The following is a 16,254-nucleotide window of genomic DNA, read 5'->3' as shown; positions in this document are numbered from 1 at the left end:
CATGGACATCACCGCCACGCACGCCCTGCCCCACCGTTCGCCCACGCCACTCGCGGCCGCTGCGCCCGTGCTGGAAACCCGCTGGGCCGATTGCGAAGAAGACGTGCGCGACGCCCAGCGCCTGCGCTTTCGCGTGTTCGGGCAGGAGATGGGCGCGCGCCTCACGCCACCCGAAGGCACGCCGCCCGGGCTCGACGTCGACCGCTTCGACGCCTTCTGCGACCACCTGCTGGTGCGCGCCATCGACCCGCTGCACGGCCCCGGCCCGCTCATCGGTACCTACCGCGTGCTGACGCCCGAGGCGGCGCATCGCGCGGGTGGCTTCTACACCGACACCGAGTTCGACCTGTCGCCGCTCGCGCCGCTGCGCGGCCGCGCGCTGGAGCTGGGCCGCTCGTGCGTGGATGCCGAGTGGCGCTCGGGCAGCGTCATCATGGCGCTGTGGGCAGCGCTGGGGCAGTACATGGTCGACCACGCGCTCGACACCATGATCGGCTGCGCGAGCATCGGGCTCGACGACCAGGGCGCGACGGCCGCGCGGCTGTGGCACCGGCTGTGCCGCACGCACCTGGTCGAGCAGCGCTGGCGCGTGGAGCCGCGCGTCGCGCTGCCGCTGGACAACGGGGCAGACGCTGATGCCGACAGCGACACAGCGCCTCCCGCCGCCCCGCCGCTCATCAAGGGCTATCTGCGCTGCGGCGCACGCCTGCTCGGGCCGCCCGCACTCGACGTGGCCTTCAACACCGCCGACCTGCCGCTGATGCTGCGCGTGGACGAGGTGTCGCCGCGCTACCGCCAGCACTTCTTCGGCATGACCGCGTGAGCGCGGCGGCCCCACGCGCGCGGTCCAAGCGCGCGCTGCGCTCGGTGGTTGCCGCGCAGTTCTTCAGTTCGCTGGCCGACAACGCGCTGCTGATCGTCGCCATCGACCTGCTCATGCAGCGCCACGCGCCCGGCTGGATGACGCCCGCGCTGCGGCTGTTCTTCTATCTTTCCTACGTGCTGCTCGCCGCCTTCGCAGGCGCCGTGGCCGACGCGGCGCCGAAGGGCCGCGTGCTGATGGCCACCAACCTCATCAAGCTGGGCGGCTGCGCCCTGCTGCTGTGGCAGGTGCAGCCGCTGGTGGCCTACGCGCTGGTCGGCCTTGGCGCCGCGGCCTACTCGCCGGCCAAGTACGGCATCCTGCCCGAGCTGATTCCGCAAGAAGAACTGGTCGCCGCCAACGGCTGGATCGAGGCAGGCACGGTGCTGTCGATCCTGTTCGGCGTGGCGCTGGGCAGCACGCTGGTCGGCAAGGGCCTTGCCCTGCCCGCCATCGGCGCGGTGTACCTGCTGGCCGCCGCCTGCACGCTCGCGATTCCGCACAGCCCGGCACGCGACCGCGCGGCGCTGGCGCATCCGGGCCGCCTGCTTCGTGATTTCGGGGGCTCGCTGGCGCTGCTGTGGCGCGATGCCGATGCGCGCATCTCGCTGGCCGTTACCAGCCTTTTCTGGGCCGCGTCGGCCACGCTGCAGTTTCTGGTGCTGCGCTGGGCGGCCGAGCGGCTGGGGCTCACCCTGTCGCAGGGCGCGCTGCTGCAGATCGCGGTGGCCATCGGCATGGCGGCTGGCGCCGTCGGTGCCTCGCGCTGGTTCCCGCTCGGGCGTGCGTTGCGCGCGCTGCCGATCGGCATGGCACTGGGCGCCGTGATATTGCTCATGACTCTGGTGACGCAGCCCGCCGTGGCCGCCGCGCTGCTGATGGTGATCGGCACGCTCGCGGGCCTGCTTCTGGTGCCGATGAACGCGCTGCTGCAAAGCCGCGGGCTGCTGTACATGCACCCGGGCCAGTCGATCGCGGTGCAGAACTTCAACGAGAGCCTGGCCTCGCTGGCGATGCTGGGGGTGTACGGCGCGCTGCTGTATTTCGATGCGCCGCTGCTGCCGACGCTGGCAGGCTTCGGCGGCTTCCTGGTGCTGGCCATGGGCGCGGCCCTCCTCTGGTCGCGCCGTCGGCGGCCGCAGGAGCGCTTCGGATACAGTCCCGCACCTAACCGCCTCTCGACCCGCAGCCAGAGTGAATCTCCGAAAATCCGCCAATAGCCTGGTCGTTCGTCTCCTCGTGATGGGTCTGGCGATGGCAGTCGTGGGCACCGCCGCCAGCTACATCCAGCTCACCCGCTTCCTGCGGGAAGACCTGACGAAATCGGTGGCGACGCAGCAGATGGCGCTGGCCGCTTACGTGGCCCGCGATGTCGACAACTACCTGGACGAACGGCTGTCGTTCCTGGAGCGCCTGGCTGGCGCCCTGCCGCCGGAACTCCTGGCGCAGCCCGAGCAGCTGCATGCATGGCTGGCGGAACGCAGCGCGCTGAGCGCCTTCTTCCCCCTCGGCCTGGTGGTCACCGATGTCACCGGCAAACGACTCGACGGGCGCGACAGCGCCGTACAGCTGGAAACGGGCGGTCCGGAATTCACAGCCGCATCCGCCGGGAAGCGCGCGGTAGGCCGCCCACGGTCCACGGCTTCTCAGCACTCGGCCCTGCCCATGGCCGCACCCATCCGCAACGGTGCCGGCCAGGTGGTCGCCGTGCTGCTCGGCACGGCAGACCTCTCGGCCGATGGCCTGCTCGACCACCTGCAAGAGGGGCGCGTGGGCCAGGCCGGCGGCATCCTGGTGATCTCGCCGCGCGACCGCATCTTCGTCGCCTCCACGGACGTCTCGATGTCCCTCACGCCGACCCCGCCCGACGGCGTGAACCCATTGCACGACCGCGCCATGGCGGGTTTTCGCGGCAGCGGGACGACGCGCAACGCCAAGGGCATCGAAGAAATCTCCGCCATTGCCTCGGTGCCGAACAGCGGCTGGTTCGTGGTGGCGAGGCTGCCCGTTTCAGAAGCGCTGGCCCCGGTGTCGCGCATGCAGACCTTCATCCTGCAGCAACGCGCGCCCGCCGTGACGGCGGTGCTCGTCGTGATCGGCCTGATCATGGCGTGGCTGCTGCGGCCACTGCTGCGCGCCGCCGACCAGGCCGACCGCATGACCCGCGGCGAACTCGCGCTGACGCCGCTGCAGGTGGTGCGCAACGACGAGATCGGGCACCTGACGCAAGCCTTCAACCGGCTGCTGGCCAAGCTGCTCGACAACCAGGAGGCGCTGGCTCGCCTGGCCCACCACGACACATTGACAGGCTTGCCCAACCGCAAGTTGCTGGACGAGCGGCTGCAACAGGCGCTGGTCCATGCCAGGCAGCGCGCGCAGCAGGTAGCCGTGCTCTACCTCGACCTCGACGGGTTCAAGGACCTCAACGACACATTCGGCCACGAAGCGGGCGACAAGGCCCTCGGGGAAATCGCACACCGGCTGCGGGCCCTGGTGCGGCCCACAGACACAGTGGCGCGCATCGGCGGCGACGAATTCGTTCTGCTGGCCACCGACTTCGAAGAGCCCGCGGAACAGGCCGCATTGACGCTGGCACGGCGATGCATCGACGCGATTGCCCAACCGCTGCAGCTGGAGCATTCAAGCATGGTCATCGGCGTGTCGATAGGCATCGCCCTGGGCAGCGGCAGCGAAACGCCGCAAGACCTGCTCGCCACGGCCGACAAGGCCATGTACCGGGCCAAGCAGGGCGGGCGCGGCAGCTACGCAATGATGTAGGCGACAGCAGGAGCCCTACGCCGGCATGTCGGTACGCGGCAGCCGCAGGTGCTTCTTCAGCGTCTCGAACACCTGCCGCGTGACCGGGTTCACCACATGGCTGCGCACATAGAGGTAGTACGCCAGGTCGGGCAGCCGCGGCATGCCGTCGCCCGCGCCCAGCACGCGCAAGCCCGCGTCGAGCTGCTCCACGCCGCGCGCCGTCACGCCCAGCCCCGCGCGCAAGGCGGCCTTGATGCCGATCAGGCTCGACGAGGTGTAGCGCGGCGTCCAGGCCACGCCCGCCGCGTCGAGCGCCTCGTGGCCGATGCGGCGGAAGATGCTGGGCCCGTCCGCCATGATGAGCGGCACCGGCTTCGTCGGGTCGTGCACGTAGCTCGCGGCGCACAGCCACACGGTGGGCGAAGTGCGCAGCACCACGCCTTCGAATTGCGACTGCTCGTCGGCGCGGTTGGAGATGATCATGTCGACCTCGCCGCTCTTGAGCGATGTCATGAGATAGGGGCTGCGGCCAATGTGGATGTCGAGCTGCAGCAGCGGCGAGGTGCGCGCCACCTCGGTCAGCAGCAGCGGCAGCATGGTCTCGGCCACGTCGTGCGGCGCACCGATGCGCAGGTTGCCTTCGAGCTGCCCCTGCCGCAGGCTGCGCAGCGCCTCGTCGTTCAGCGCCAGCATGTGATGCGCGTAGGTGAGCAGCCGTTCGCCGTGCTCCGTGAGTCGCTTCTGCCGCCCCTGCTTGGCGAACAGCGGATGACCGATCTGCTCCTCCAGCCGCTGCATCTGCTGCGTGATGGCCGACTGCGTGCGCCCCAGGTGCACGGCCGCCGCCGCAAAGCTGTTGAGGCTGACGACGGCCGCAAAAGAGCGCAGCAGTTCGAGATCGAGCGTGGGCATACATTAATTTTATTGATGTGTTTCCTGCTCTGCTTGGATTGTTGCGTCACGCCCCCGTCACTACAGTGAATGCACACCAAACAGGCAACCCCACTGGAGAAACTGCATGAGCACCCCTTCCGAGCAACGCCGCCAGGCCGTCGAGGCGTCCATCGCCGACATGAAGAAAGCCATCGGCGGCGCTGAAGCCACCCGCGAAAAACTCGATGTGGTGCTCGATTCGCTGCAAGACCTGGCCGCGCACACCGAATACTGGGGCGCCGCCGACTTCCCGCCGCCCGAGGCCGGCGAGCACCAGGCCCGCTACCTGATCGCCGAAGACCCGGACCAGAGCTACGCGCTGTACCTGAACGTGATGCGCCCGGGCAAGAAGATCGTGCCGCACAACCACACGACCTGGGCCTGCATCGCGGCCGTGGAGGGCACCGAGCACAACCGCGTGTACGAGCGCACCGACGACGGCAACGTGCCGGGCGTGGGCAAGCTGAAGCAGACCGAACTGGTCGTCGTCGCGCCGGGCAAGGGCATCGCGCTGATGCCTGAAGACATCCATTCGGTCGAGATCCAGGGCGAGCAAGTGATTCGCCACCTTCACATGTACGGCCGCGCGCTCGAAACGCTGAACCAGCGCACCGCCTACGACCTGGCAGCAGGCACGTACCAGACCATGGGCATCGGCGTGCAGACGCGCCGCTAAGCGCTCCCTTTCCGGCTTTCCTTTTCCTCATGCGGGCCGCGCGCTGCGGCCTCGCAGGACTTCGTTCGTCCCAACGACTTGCTCTCATGACCTCCTTCATCGATCCGAAGACCCTCAAATCCTGGCTGCACGACGGCGGCGAAATCGCGCTGCTCGACGTGCGCGAGCACGGCCAGTACGGCGAGGCGCATCTGTTCTATGGCGTTCCCCTGCCCTTCAGCCGGCTGGAAATCGATGCGCCGCGCCTCGTGCCGCGCCGCGGCGTGCGGGTGGTGGTGTACGACGAAGGCGATGCCAACGTGGCCGAACGCGCCGCCGCGCGGCTGGCCGTGCTGGGCTACACCGACGTGCACGTGCTGCAAGGCGGCGCCCGCGCATGGAAGGCCGCGGGCTACGTGCTGTTCGCGGGCGTCAACCTGCCTTCGAAGACTTTCGGCGAACTGGCCGAAGAGGTCTATCACACGCCCCGCGTCAGCGCCGACCAGCTCGCCGAGATGCTGGCGCGCAAGGACAAGGTCGTGGTGCTCGACGGCCGCCCCGTCAGCGAGTTCCACAAGATGAACATCCCCAGCGCCACCTGCTGCCCCAACGGCGAGCTGGCCTACCGCGTGCGCCAGCTGGTGCCCGACACCACCACGCCCATCGTCATCAACTGCGCGGGCCGCACGCGCAGCATCATCGGCGCGCAGACGCTCATCAACCTCGGGCTGCCCAACCCCGTCTATGCGCTGGAGAACGGCACGCAGGGCTGGTACCTGGGCGACCACACGCTGGAGCATGGCGGCACGCGGCGCTATGCGGACGACAGCGGCAACACCGACCTGCGCCCCGCCGCGAAAGCGCTGGCCGCCCGCTTCGACGTGCCGGCGGTGAATGCGCAGACCGTGCAGCAATGGGCCGCCGACACGAGCCGCAGCCTGTTCCTGTGCGACGTACGCACGCCGGAAGAATTCGCGGCCGGCAGCCTGCCCGGCGCGCAGCACACGCCCGGCGGCCAACTGATGCAGGCAGGCGACCAGTACTTCGGCGTGCGCGGTGCCCGGCTCGTGCTGTTCGACAACGACGGCGTGCGCGCACCGACCATCGCGAGCTGGCTGCGGCAGATGGGGCATGACGCGAGCGTGCTCGAGGGCGGGCTGGCGAGTGGCCTCTCGCTCGCGCCTGCTGCAGCGCCGGGTGCACCCGCACTGGCCACCATCGATACGCAGGCCCTCGCTGCGCGCATCGAGCGCAACGAGGTGGCGGTGATCGACCTGCGCGGCAGCATGCAGTTTCGCGCCGGCCATATCCCGCAGGCGCGCTGGTCGATTCGCCCTCGCCTCGCAGGCGACGTGAAGAGCGAGACCCGCCAGCTCGTGCTGGTCGCCGACGATGCCGCGCTTGCGGCATGGGCTGCCGCCTCCGAGCTCGCAGGCCACTCGCCCGCGCCGCTGCTGCTGGCCGGTGGCATGGCCGCATGGCGCGCCGCAGGACTGCCCGTCGAGGCCACGCCCGCGCTGCCCGCCGACAGCGACTGCATCGACTACCTGTTCTTCGTGCACGACCGGCACGACGGCAACAAGGAAGCCGCGCGCCGCTACCTCGCATGGGAGACCGGCCTCGTCGCGCAGCTCGATGCGCAGGAGCGGGCCGCCTTCCGCCTTCCCACCGCCGCATCGCACGCCTGAGCCCGGCTTTCGCTTTCTGTTCGTCCTTGTCCGTTCCTATTCCAGGAGTTCCGTCATGTCGTTCGCCAGCCGCATCCCGCACCTTGCCCGTTTTGCCGTCGCCGCCGCATGGCTCGCGGCGCTCGTCTTGCAGCCAGCCACAGCCGAACCGCTCGCACCGCGCAACGGCTATCCGTCGCAGACGGTGAAGTTCATCTCGCCCTTCCCGCCCGGCGGCGGCAACGATGCAACCGCACGCCTCGTGACCACGCGCCTGCCGGAAATCATGGGACAGGCGGCAGTGGTCGACAACCGCGGCGGCGCGGGCGGCAACATCGGCGCCAAGGCCGTGGCCGACGCCAAGCCCGACGGCTACACCGTGCTCACCTCGCAGGTGTCGATCATGGCCGTGAACCCCACGCTGTATGCGGCGCCCGGCTTCGACCCGATCAAGAACTTCATTCCCATCACGCAGATCAACGCCGCGCCGCTCGCGCTGGTAGTGGATGCCAACTCGCCGCTCAAGACTTTCGCCGACCTCGCCACCAAGGCCAAGGCCAGCCCCGGCAAGGTGACGTATGCAACGCCCGGCAACGGCACGCTGTCGCACCTCGTTGGCGTGGTGCTGTCGAAGGACGACGGCATCGCCATGACGCACGTTCCCTACAAGGGTGCCGGCCCCGCACTCACAGACCTGCTCGGCGGACAGGTCGATGTGCTCGTGACCTCGACATCCTCGGTCGCGGGCCTGGTGCAGAACGGCAAGCTGCGCGTGCTGGCCGTGACCAGCCCGCGCCGCATCGGCGTCTTCAAGAATGCACCGACGCTCGAGGAACTGGGCTATGCCGGTGCACGCTTCGAAGACTGGTACGGCTTCTTCGCACCGGCCGGCACACCGCCCGAGCGCGTGGCCTATCTGAACGAAGCCATCGTGCGCACGCTGCGCATGCCTGAGGTGACCAAGCTCGTGAACGACGGTGGCAGTGAAGTGGTGGCCAATTCGCCCGAAGCCTTCGCCGCGCAGTTGCGCCAGGACATCGACCGCTGGTCGCGCATCGTCAAACTTTCCGGTGCGAAGGCAGATTGACGCACCATCGAGGCTTGGCCAACGCTTGAACACCATGTCCAACTCGCACAAAGACTTCCCTGGACTCTCCCTCGACACCCGGCTCACGCGCACCGGCAAGGCACCTTCCTATGCCGGCGGCGCGCCCGTCAACACACCGCTGGTGCGCGCGAGCACCGTGCTGTTCGACAGCGTGGGCGCGATGCGCGACGCACGCGCGCGGCGCGACGACGAGCGCATCTTCAGCTACGGCGCACGCGGCACCCCGACCACCTTTGCGCTAGAAGATGCAGTGAGCGAACTCGAAGGGGCCTACCGCACGCGGCTCTTTCCGACCGGCCTCGCGGCCATCGGCATGCTGCTGCTGTCGTACCTGAAGCCGGGCGACCATGTGCTGATGTCGGACAGCGTGTACGAGCCCACGCGCAACCTCGTGCATTCGTTCCTGGAGCCGTACGGCATTCGCAGTTCGTTCTTCGCGGCGGACGGCAGCGGCATCGAGGAACTGTTCGAGCCCAACACGCGGCTGGTGTACGCGGAGTGCCCTGGCTCGCTGGTCTACGAGATGTGCGACCTGCCGAAGCTCGCGGAGCTGACGCACGCACGCGGCGCGCTGCTCGCGGCGGACAACACCTGGGGCTCGGGCTGCCAGTACCGGCCGCTGGCGCTGGGCGCGGACATCTCGACGATGGCCGCCACCAAGTACCTCTCGGGCCACTCGGACGTGATGATGGGCACAGTCGCCACCACCGAAGCCGCATGGCGGCCGCTGAACGAGCGCTGCGATGCATTCGGCATGACCGTGAGCCCCGACGACGCATGGCTGGTGCTGCGCGGCATGCGCACGCTGTCGGCTAGGCTGCAGATGCACGAGCGGCATGCGCTGGAAGTGGCGCATTGGCTTCAGAAGCGGCCTGAAGTGGCCACCGTGTTCTGCCCTGCCTTGCCGCAGCATCCGGGGCACGATATCTGGAAGCGCGATTGCAGCGGCACGAACGGGCTGCTTTCCATCGAGCTGCAGCCAGGCATCGAGAGCGCCGCGGTCGAGCGCTTCGTCGATGCGCTCACGCTGTTCGGGCGTGGCTCATCGTGGGGCGGCTATGAAAGCCTGGTGGCATGGACCAACATGCGCGCGGCGCGCCGCGTGACGGACTGGAGCAAGCGCGGGGCGGTTGTGCGGTTGCACATCGGGTTGGAGGCGCCGGAAGATCTGACGGCGGATCTGGCGCGTGGGTTCGATGCGATGAGTGCTCCGGCGCAGAAGGCATAGCACTCGACCGAAAAGAAGCTCTGAATTCTTCAGCTAGCGAACTTCAGAAGTAGCTGAGGATTTTTGGCCAATGCGGCACGACCGGTCGACACCAGCAACGAATAAGTGATTGCGAGCGCAGCGACAGGTCTGTCTTCGGGATGAACAGCATCGACTATTCGCTGAGCGCATGAGCGGAGCACCGTCGCCATCCCCAGATCGGAAAAATGTTCGGACAGCGTCATGAAGCCGCTGACCACGAGCGCAGAGTCTTCTGGAAGCACACGGGCATAGCGCCAGCCCTTGGCCTCGATGCTGCCGACGATCTGATCCAGACCTCTTCGCTCGCCAAAGAAGATCGCACGCACAGCCATGAGGAGAAGCAACGCGGCGTAGCGTGTTGCTGCCGATTCATCGATCCTGGTCGGAAGGTAGCCCTTGAATTTGAAGGTGCCTTCCGCCGCCGCGACAGGCAGTTGCCCTAACTCCGAGGCAAGCGCCGCAAAGCCGTTGGCCTGACACCATCGCTTCAGCGTGGTGAGCGGAGCAAATTCGAACTCGCTCGCGATCGCGTCCAGAGCATTCTTGATTCCGTTGTCCCGCTGCAAGGCCTGTTCGGCCATTTCACGCAGATAGGGATGCGGGCTGTCGACGAGTTCCTCGAGGTCGACCGGGCTGGGACGAAGCCGCGCCTGAGGTAGTTGCTCTGTCGGAAACACCAGAAGCACGCCGAGTTTCTGGTGATCGAAGACGAGGTCGGTTGCGGCAAATGAATGGATGGGCATCGGCGCCAGGCTCGGTTTCGTTGGTCAAGAGAGTGCGTTCTTCATTGCCTGTAGGTACTTCCTGTCTCAACGCGCCTCTTCCGCCTTGGCCGGGGTACGGCTAGCCACAGCTTGCGTGAAGAGCAGACTCTCATCCGGCACCTGTTTGAACGGAACGAAGATCGGCTCCCCGTTCTTCGGGCCATACCCCACGGCACCGCTCTCGACGATCGCCCCGGCAATCGCGCCACCCAGCGCACCGGCAATGCCGGCCTGTCCGACCGAGAGCCCCGGAGTTTGCACAATGGTGTTCACGATCACGCCGTTCACCATCGTGCCCTGATCCCGGAACTTCGGCAGGTAGAACAGGCGCATTGGCGGAGATGCGCCCTTGTCCTTCGCCAGCCAGAACCCTCCCACGGCCAGTGGCTCCTCGGTGGTGCCATCGGCATTCTGCTGACCGCCAAGCACCAGCAGGGCACCGTTGCCGAAGTAGTACCGACCGGCCTTGTCTTCCATGGTGGCCTTGTAGGTGCCGGGCAACAAGCCGTGGTAGTGCCGCACGCCGGGCGCTGCGCCTGCGATGGCGGAAAACATCAGCTTCTCATGGAGTTCGATGGAATCCCCGGAGATGCGCTTGAGATTCGGGTCATGCGATGCGCAGCCTGCCAGCGCCAAGGCAGTAGCAACCAGCAGCGCCACGCATGAAATCAATGCTCCCGCACGCATTGCGAAGTGGAAGGCACTTCGTTCCACTCTCTCGTTGTGTACTTCTCTCTGGGCCATCACTCCGCTCCACTCTTTGGTGACACAGGAGTCTACGGTGCGGAGGCGTCGGGGAAGAAAGATCATCAGCGCCATTGCGCCAGCGCCTGCAGCACCTCTTCGTCGCTGGGCGCCTCGAATGATTCGTACCAGGCACCGACGGCGAAGAAGGGCTCTGGCGTGTGCAGGCACACCACCTCGTCGGCATGGGTCATGGCGGGGCTCATGCTGCCGATGCCGGTCAGCGCTGACGGGTCGGCCGGTGTCTGCAGCGCATGGCACGCGAACGCGCTGCCCAGGGGCACGGCCACGATGACCGAGGCTGCGCCGAGTGCCCTTGCAGCAATCACCGCTGCGCGCATCGACAAGCCGGTCGCCAGTCCGTCGTCCACCAATAGGACCGTCATGTCATGCAGGTCGAGCGGCGCGCGATCGCCCCGGTATGCGCGCTCGCGCCGCTGCAGTTCGCGCTGCTCCCGTTTCAATGTGCGCGCCATACCGGGCGCTTCTTCGCCCGTCACGCGAATGCCGCCGACTGCAATGGCGCCGGCGGCGTATTCCTCATGGCCGGGCAGGCCTAGTTTGCGCACGACCAGCACATCGAGTGGCAGGTGCAGCGCGCGGGCCACTTCAGCACCCACCGGCACGCCGCCTCGCGGCAGTGCGAGGACGATGCAGCCCTGAGCATCGCAGTACTGGCTCAGCAATAACGCCAGTTGCTGGCCAGCATCGGAGCGATCCTTGAACATCGCATCCCTCTTCGTTCGCGCTTCATTCGCGGCTGCCCGGCGCGTGGGCGTCGTTGCTTTCAAGAACGGTCTCGGACCGCATCCCCGCGCCGCCGCCACCACCGCCGTCACCTTTCGCACCGCCACCACGCCCACCACCGGCCCCTTCGCCACGATCACCACGCGCAGGCGTGCCTTTCGCCCGCACGGGGCCTTGCCTGGGAATGCCCAGTTCCGCAGGAACGGGGTCGAGGTCGAGCACGTCGCGGATGAATGTTCGCAGTGCCACAACCAGTTCTGCAGTCTCGACAATGCGGCCCGCAACCATGTCGCTGGCCGCCTTGGCGGCGAGGCGCACGTGCGTCTCGGTGCCCAGCAGGATCACGTCGGACAGCGCGGCTTCCACTGCATCGCGAATGCGGCGACGGCGGTCCGATGCGGACACGTCTGCATGAGCAGCCGCATCCTCTGCCGCCGCAGCCCCTGCCCGTTGCCGAAGCTCACGCAGATGACTGGGGTCGACGGCAAGGTCGCCGGTGAACGAACCGCCCAGCACCTTGTAGGCCGCAATGAGCGTCTTCAGCCGCTCGTTGATCTGCCGGTTCTGGCGCTCGCGACGCTGCTGCACGCTGTGCATCACGAGCAGGCGTATGCCGACCGCCACGACAGACACCAGCACCAGGCCCATCAGGGTCGTGAGCAGGCCTTGCCAGGAACTGAAATCGAGCACGTTGCGCATGGAGGACGGTCCTTGTGTCGAGGGCGACAGCACGCCCTCGTCGCCATGCGCCATTGTGCGACCAGTGCGCAAGCATGGCCGCGCTCAGGCACTACGCATTCAGCCGCAGGCGCTCTTCCCCGCAGGCGAGGCGCGCAGCCGGTTCAGGAAGGTCAGCTGCACCTTCGCCGTTTCGCTGCCCTGCACCGCCGCGCGGCGCATCCACATGCCCGCCTCGCAGCGGTCGGCCTTCACGGCGGTGCCGTAGAGCGCGGGGCCGGTCATCAGCACCATGCCGAGCATCTCCTGCGCCTCGGCATGGCCTTCGTTGGCCGCCTGGCGCAGTTGTTCGAGCATCGAGCGGTAGTCGCGCGCGGCCTGTGCCTCCAGCGCGAGCTGGAAGCGCTGCTCGGCCTGCAATTGCGTGCCGGCGTCCAGCGGACTGGCCGCGCAGAGCGCGGCCGCCAGGAGCAGCGCCGCCGAGAGCAAGACCCGCCAGCGCAACGACAGGCCGGCAAGCTGGTTGAATTCGGGTTGCATCGATGTTCTCCACGATTGACATGGAAGACATCGTCGCGCCGCCGCGCCAAAGAAAGAAGCTGGAATTGACACAGGCCGCCTCAGTCGGCGCCTGAGCCCAATGACGGCTCGATGCGGCAACTCCTGCAACGGCCCCGGCGTGTCGGCCCGGCGGCGCTCAGCGTGCCCGCGCGCGCGTCAGCAGGTAGTTCTGGTGCACCACGTTGTCGACGTAGTACGGCTCGGCAAGCGCATCGAACTCGGACCGCAGTGCCGCCAGCTTCTGCGGATCGCCCGCGAGACCTTCCACGAGCTTGCGCATCGGGCCGACCGAGCGCTCGAGGAACAAGCGGAAGTGCTCGATGCTCAGGGCCGGAAATTGCATGGTGCCGCGCCCGAAGAACGGCGCCTCGAAGTGCGGCCCCAGGCGCTCCGCGACGATGCCCGGGTTGCCCCATTGCGGCGGCGGCGACGCGCCGGTCGGAGGGGGCGGCGAGTTGCGCCCGATGAAGGCGAACATGCGCCCCACGAAATCCTCCGGCGGCCATGTGGCGAAAGCGATGCGGCCGCCGGGTTTCAGCACGCGGCGCATCTCGGCCACGGCAACTTCCGGACGCGGCGCGAACATGTGGCCGAACTGGCTCAGCACCACGTCGAAGGAGGCATCGGCGTACGGCAGGTTCTCGGCATCGCCTTCGGTCCAGGTGATGTCCCCATGCCCGGAGACGCCGGCGTTGTCGCGCGCGGCTTCGAGCAGCTCGGGCGTCAGGTCGAGCCCCGTGACGCGTGCGCCCCGGCGCGCCGCCGTGATGGCCACCACGCCCGTTCCGGTGCCGACGTCCAGCACCGCCTCGCCCTGCGCTACCTGCGCGAACCTGACGAGATGCCCGGCCACCGGGGTCGTGAACATGGCGGTCGGCGCAAAGGTCGACCACATCTCGCGCTGGCGGCCCTTGAACTCTGCAAACGGATCCTGGGACATATCGCCCTCCATGCCAGCCACAAGGCTGCGGACATGGACGGGACTCTAGGCCCCGGGAACCGGCCCGTACATCCCTAGAGACGGGGCTTCGATCGGAAAGACCTGTAACGCAATGCCGCGCCAGGCTCAGCAGCAGCGCCCCTTGCCCGCCCCATAGCGCGCCTCCAGCCGCTCGCGGAAGAAGGCCTCGTAGCTCATCGGCGGCCGGTCAGGGTGGGTGGCCGCCATGTGCGTCAGGTAGGCGTCGTAGTCGGGCAGCCCGACCATGAGCCGCAGCGACTGCTTGAGCGAGCGCGCAAAGTAGCGCCCGGCTTCCGGCAATGCGAGGCCCATGGCGTCAGTGGGCAGCCGTTGCGGCTGCCGCGCCCACGGGCTCGAACGGCGTCTCTTTGGTGGTCGGCCGGTTGGCCGCACGCGCCGCGAGGCAGGCCTTGATGCTGTACACCAGCACGCTCAGCACCACGAAGATGAAGAGCGCGCACAGCGCCGCGTCGAGACGGTCGTTGAACACGATGCGCGACATGGCCTCGGGCGTCTTGGCCGGCGCCACCAGCACGCCGTTGGCGATGCCATCGGTGTACTTCGCGGCGTGCGAGAGAAACCCGATCTTCGGGTCGGCCGAAAAGATCTTCTGCCAGCCGGCCGTGAGCGTGCAGGCCAACAGCCATGCGGCCGGCGCAATGGCCACCCACGCATAGCGCTCGCGCTTCATGCGGAACAGCACGACCACGCCCAGCATCAGCGCCACTGCGGCCAGCATCTGGTTGGAGATGCCGAACAGCGGCCACAGCGTGTTGATGCCGCCCAGCGGATCGACCACGCCCTGGTACAGGAAGTAGCCCCAGGCCGCGACGCACAGCGCCGTGGCAACGAGGTTGGCCGGCAGCGAATCGGTGCGCTTGAGCGCGGGCACGAAGCTGCCCAGCAGGTCTTGCAGCATGAAGCGGCCCGCGCGGGTGCCGGCATCCACGGCCGTAAGGATGAACAGCGCCTCGAACAGAATCGCGAAGTGGTACCAGAAGGCCATCATGGCTTGCCCGCCGATCACCTGATGGAGGATGTGGGCCATGCCCACGGCCAGCGTCGGTGCGCCGCCTGCGCGGCCGAGGATGGTGGTTTCGCCAACGTCCTTGGCGGTCTGCACCAGCATCTCAGGCGTGATCACGAAGCCCCAGCTCGACACCGTGGCCGCCACCTGCTGCGCGGTCGTGCCGACCAGCGCGCCGGGGCTGTTCATCGCAAAGTAGATGCCCGGCTCGATGCACGAGGCCGCAACCAACGCCATCACCGCAACGAACGACTCGGCCAACATGCCGCCGTAGCCGATGAAGCGCGCGTGGCGCTCGTTGTCGAGCATCTTGGGCGTGGTGCCCGAGGAGATCAACGCATGAAAGCCCGACACCGCGCCGCAGGCGATGGTGATGAACAAGAACGGGAACAGGCTGCCCGACCACACCGGGCCGTTGCCCTGCGCGAACTGCGTGATGGACGGCATCTGCAGCGTGGGCATCACGAACACGATGCCGATGGCCAGCGCGATGATCGTGCCGATCTTCAAGAAGGTCGACAGGTAGTCACGCGGCGCCAGCAGCAGCCACACAGGCAGGCTCGCGGCGATGAAGCCGTAGCCCACCAGCATCCACGTGAGCGCCTTGCCGTCGAAGGTGAAGAGCGGCGCCCATTCGGCGCTCTGGCTCACGGCCTGCCCGCCGAAGATGGCGAGCATCAGCAGCACGAAGCCGATCAGCGACACCTCGCCGATGCGCCCCGGTCGGATGTAGCGCAGGTACACGCCCATGAACAGTGCCACCGGAATCGTCGCAGCCACCGTGAAGGTGCCCCACGGCGATTCGGCCAGCGCCTTCACCACGATCAGCGCCAGCACCGCGAGGATGATGATCATGATCATGAAGGTGCCGAACAGCGCGATCATGCCGGGCACCACGCCCATCTCCTGCTTGACTAGGTCGCCCAGCGAGCGGCCGTCGCGCCGCGTGGAAATGAACAGGATGATGAAGTCCTGCACCGCACCGGCGAACACCACGCCGGCCAGGATCCACAGCAGGCCGGGCAGGTAGCCCATCTGCGCGGCGAGCACCGGGCCCACCAGCGGACCGGCCCCTGCGATGGCCGCGAAGTGGTGGCCGAACAGCACGTTCTTGTCGGTCGGCACATAGTCGAGGCCGTCGTTGTGGCGGTGCGCCGGCGTCTTGCGGTTGCCGTCCAGGCCCAGCACCTTGTCGGCGATGAAGAGGCTGTAGTAGCGGTAGGCGATCAGGTAGGTGCAGATCGCGGCGGCCACCACCCAGAGGGCGTTGACGCTTTCGCCTCGGGTCAGGGCCACGGTGCCTAGCGCGAAAGCGCCGACCACGGCCACGACCAGCCACACCAGATGGCGTCGGATGCTGTGCATGCGGATGTCTCCTCGTTATTGACCCGAGGAGTTTTGCCGGGCTGCGGCGCGGGCGCATCCGTCGGACTGCGCAGGGCGGGCGCGTGGCTTTGCGTAATGGAAAACCCGGATACGGCAAGCGCCGGGCCGCTGTGCAATGCCTGCGGGCCTACATGCATGAACCGGACCACGCG

General features: G+C 67.7%; 16 protein-coding genes. 7 read left to right on the top strand and 9 right to left on the bottom strand.

Features of this window, described 5'->3' with window-relative positions; genetic code table 11:
* The first annotated feature begins 1 nt into the window (after position 1).
* Genes AC07O3_RS16510 through AC07O3_RS16500 form a run of 3 tightly spaced genes read left to right on the top strand, consistent with a single transcriptional unit; the run spans position 2 to position 3,640 of the window.
* Positions 2–823: a GNAT family N-acetyltransferase gene (locus AC07O3_RS16510; RefSeq protein WP_495339829.1), complete on the top strand. Its 822-nt coding sequence runs from the start codon at positions 2–4 to the stop codon at positions 821–823.
* Positions 820–2,082, top strand: coding sequence for a lysophospholipid transporter LplT (lplT, locus tag AC07O3_RS16505; protein WP_495339828.1), 1,263 nt, complete (start codon positions 820–822; stop codon positions 2,080–2,082). Before AC07O3_RS16510 ends, lplT begins: the two co-directional genes overlap by 4 nt.
* 34 nt (positions 2,083–2,116) lie before the next feature.
* Positions 2,117–3,640, top strand: coding sequence for a diguanylate cyclase domain-containing protein (locus AC07O3_RS16500; protein WP_495339827.1), 1,524 nt, complete (start codon positions 2,117–2,119; stop codon positions 3,638–3,640).
* Positions 3,641–3,655: 15 nt separating this feature from the next.
* Here AC07O3_RS16500 and AC07O3_RS16495 read toward each other — a convergent pair whose 3' ends face one another.
* On the bottom strand, positions 3,656–4,534 hold the full coding sequence (locus tag AC07O3_RS16495) for a LysR substrate-binding domain-containing protein (protein WP_093058093.1): 879 nt from the start codon (positions 4,532–4,534) through the stop codon (positions 3,656–3,658).
* A gap of 106 nt (positions 4,535–4,640) precedes the next feature.
* Between AC07O3_RS16495 and AC07O3_RS16490 the strand changes: the two genes are divergently transcribed.
* The 4 genes from AC07O3_RS16490 to metC all read left to right on the top strand — a co-directional run bounded on the left by AC07O3_RS16490 (position 4,641) and on the right by metC (position 9,213).
* Positions 4,641–5,231, top strand: coding sequence for a cysteine dioxygenase family protein (locus AC07O3_RS16490; RefSeq protein ID WP_093058092.1), 591 nt, complete (start codon positions 4,641–4,643; stop codon positions 5,229–5,231).
* A gap of 86 nt (positions 5,232–5,317) precedes the next feature.
* Entirely contained in the window at positions 5,318–6,898 is a 1,581-nt protein-coding gene (locus tag AC07O3_RS16485; RefSeq protein WP_495339826.1) for a rhodanese-like domain-containing protein, read from the top strand.
* A gap of 55 nt (positions 6,899–6,953) precedes the next feature.
* Positions 6,954–7,964 carry a Bug family tripartite tricarboxylate transporter substrate binding protein gene (locus AC07O3_RS16480; RefSeq protein ID WP_093058090.1) on the top strand — a complete coding sequence of 337 codons (1,011 nt, stop codon included), beginning with the start codon at positions 6,954–6,956 and terminating at the stop codon, positions 7,962–7,964.
* Positions 7,965–7,998: 34 nt separating this feature from the next.
* Positions 7,999–9,213: a cystathionine beta-lyase gene (metC, locus tag AC07O3_RS16475; RefSeq protein ID WP_495339825.1), complete on the top strand. Its 1,215-nt coding sequence runs from the start codon at positions 7,999–8,001 to the stop codon at positions 9,211–9,213.
* Positions 9,214–9,242: 29 nt separating this feature from the next.
* On the opposite strand, the gene AC07O3_RS16470 is transcribed toward metC, so the two are convergent.
* The 8 genes from AC07O3_RS16470 to AC07O3_RS16435 form a co-directional block, all read right to left on the bottom strand.
* Complete coding sequence (locus tag AC07O3_RS16470) at positions 9,243–9,977, bottom strand: hypothetical protein (protein ID WP_495339824.1); 735 nt, start codon at positions 9,975–9,977, stop codon at positions 9,243–9,245.
* Between the two features lie 66 nt (positions 9,978–10,043).
* Positions 10,044–10,817, bottom strand: coding sequence for a hypothetical protein (locus AC07O3_RS16465; protein WP_495339823.1), 774 nt, complete (start codon positions 10,815–10,817; stop codon positions 10,044–10,046).
* A complete protein-coding gene (locus tag AC07O3_RS16460; protein WP_495339822.1) occupies positions 10,808–11,470 on the bottom strand; it encodes a phosphoribosyltransferase in 663 nt (220 codons plus the stop codon). Before AC07O3_RS16460 ends, AC07O3_RS16465 begins: the two co-directional genes overlap by 10 nt.
* Positions 11,471–11,492: 22 nt before the next feature.
* Positions 11,493–12,188 carry a hypothetical protein gene (locus AC07O3_RS16455; protein WP_495339821.1) on the bottom strand — a complete coding sequence of 232 codons (696 nt, stop codon included), beginning with the start codon at positions 12,186–12,188 and terminating at the stop codon, positions 11,493–11,495.
* Between the two features lie 99 nt (positions 12,189–12,287).
* Positions 12,288–12,707: an SEL1-like repeat protein gene (locus tag AC07O3_RS16450; protein ID WP_093058086.1), complete on the bottom strand. Its 420-nt coding sequence runs from the start codon at positions 12,705–12,707 to the stop codon at positions 12,288–12,290.
* 157 nt (positions 12,708–12,864) lie between these two features.
* Positions 12,865–13,668 (bottom strand): class I SAM-dependent methyltransferase, encoded by an 804-nt coding sequence (locus tag AC07O3_RS16445; RefSeq protein WP_495339820.1) that lies wholly within the window; start codon positions 13,666–13,668, stop codon positions 12,865–12,867.
* Positions 13,669–13,794: 126 nt separating this feature from the next.
* A complete protein-coding gene (locus tag AC07O3_RS16440; protein WP_093058085.1) occupies positions 13,795–14,001 on the bottom strand; it encodes a YbdD/YjiX family protein in 207 nt (68 codons plus the stop codon).
* Positions 14,002–14,005: 4 nt separating this feature from the next.
* Positions 14,006–16,081, bottom strand: coding sequence for a carbon starvation CstA family protein (locus tag AC07O3_RS16435; protein WP_489017655.1), 2,076 nt, complete (start codon positions 16,079–16,081; stop codon positions 14,006–14,008).
* Positions 16,082–16,254: the final 173 nt, after the last annotated feature.

It is taken from the genome of Variovorax sp. GW821-FHT09D05, from assembly GCF_059416325.1.
This window is presented reverse-complemented; position numbering and strand designations above follow the sequence as displayed.

Bases quoted from the DNA above. Each gene is read 5' to 3' on its own strand.
- AC07O3_RS16510 (WP_495339829.1), top strand. From the start codon at position 2: ATGGACATCACCGCCACGCACGCCCTGCCCCACCGTTCGCCCACGCCA.
- AC07O3_RS16500 (WP_495339827.1), top strand. From the start codon at position 2,117: ATGGCAGTCGTGGGCACCGCCGCCAGCTACATCCAGCTCACCCGCTTC.
- AC07O3_RS16495 (WP_093058093.1), bottom strand. From the start codon at position 4,534: ATGCCCACGCTCGATCTCGAACTGCTGCGCTCTTTTGCGGCCGTCGTC.
- AC07O3_RS16490 (WP_093058092.1), top strand. From the start codon at position 4,641: ATGAGCACCCCTTCCGAGCAACGCCGCCAGGCCGTCGAGGCGTCCATC.
- AC07O3_RS16485 (WP_495339826.1), top strand. From the start codon at position 5,318: ATGACCTCCTTCATCGATCCGAAGACCCTCAAATCCTGGCTGCACGAC.
- AC07O3_RS16480 (WP_093058090.1), top strand. From the start codon at position 6,954: ATGTCGTTCGCCAGCCGCATCCCGCACCTTGCCCGTTTTGCCGTCGCC.
- metC (WP_495339825.1), top strand. From the start codon at position 7,999: ATGTCCAACTCGCACAAAGACTTCCCTGGACTCTCCCTCGACACCCGG.
- AC07O3_RS16470 (WP_495339824.1), bottom strand. From the start codon at position 9,977: ATGCCCATCCATTCATTTGCCGCAACCGACCTCGTCTTCGATCACCAG.
- AC07O3_RS16465 (WP_495339823.1), bottom strand. From the start codon at position 10,817: ATGGCGCTGATGATCTTTCTTCCCCGACGCCTCCGCACCGTAGACTCC.
- AC07O3_RS16460 (WP_495339822.1), bottom strand. From the start codon at position 11,470: ATGTTCAAGGATCGCTCCGATGCTGGCCAGCAACTGGCGTTATTGCTG.
- AC07O3_RS16455 (WP_495339821.1), bottom strand. From the start codon at position 12,188: ATGCGCAACGTGCTCGATTTCAGTTCCTGGCAAGGCCTGCTCACGACC.
- AC07O3_RS16450 (WP_093058086.1), bottom strand. From the start codon at position 12,707: ATGCAACCCGAATTCAACCAGCTTGCCGGCCTGTCGTTGCGCTGGCGG.
- AC07O3_RS16445 (WP_495339820.1), bottom strand. From the start codon at position 13,668: ATGTCCCAGGATCCGTTTGCAGAGTTCAAGGGCCGCCAGCGCGAGATG.
- AC07O3_RS16440 (WP_093058085.1), bottom strand. From the start codon at position 14,001: ATGGGCCTCGCATTGCCGGAAGCCGGGCGCTACTTTGCGCGCTCGCTC.
- AC07O3_RS16435 (WP_489017655.1), bottom strand. From the start codon at position 16,081: ATGCACAGCATCCGACGCCATCTGGTGTGGCTGGTCGTGGCCGTGGTC.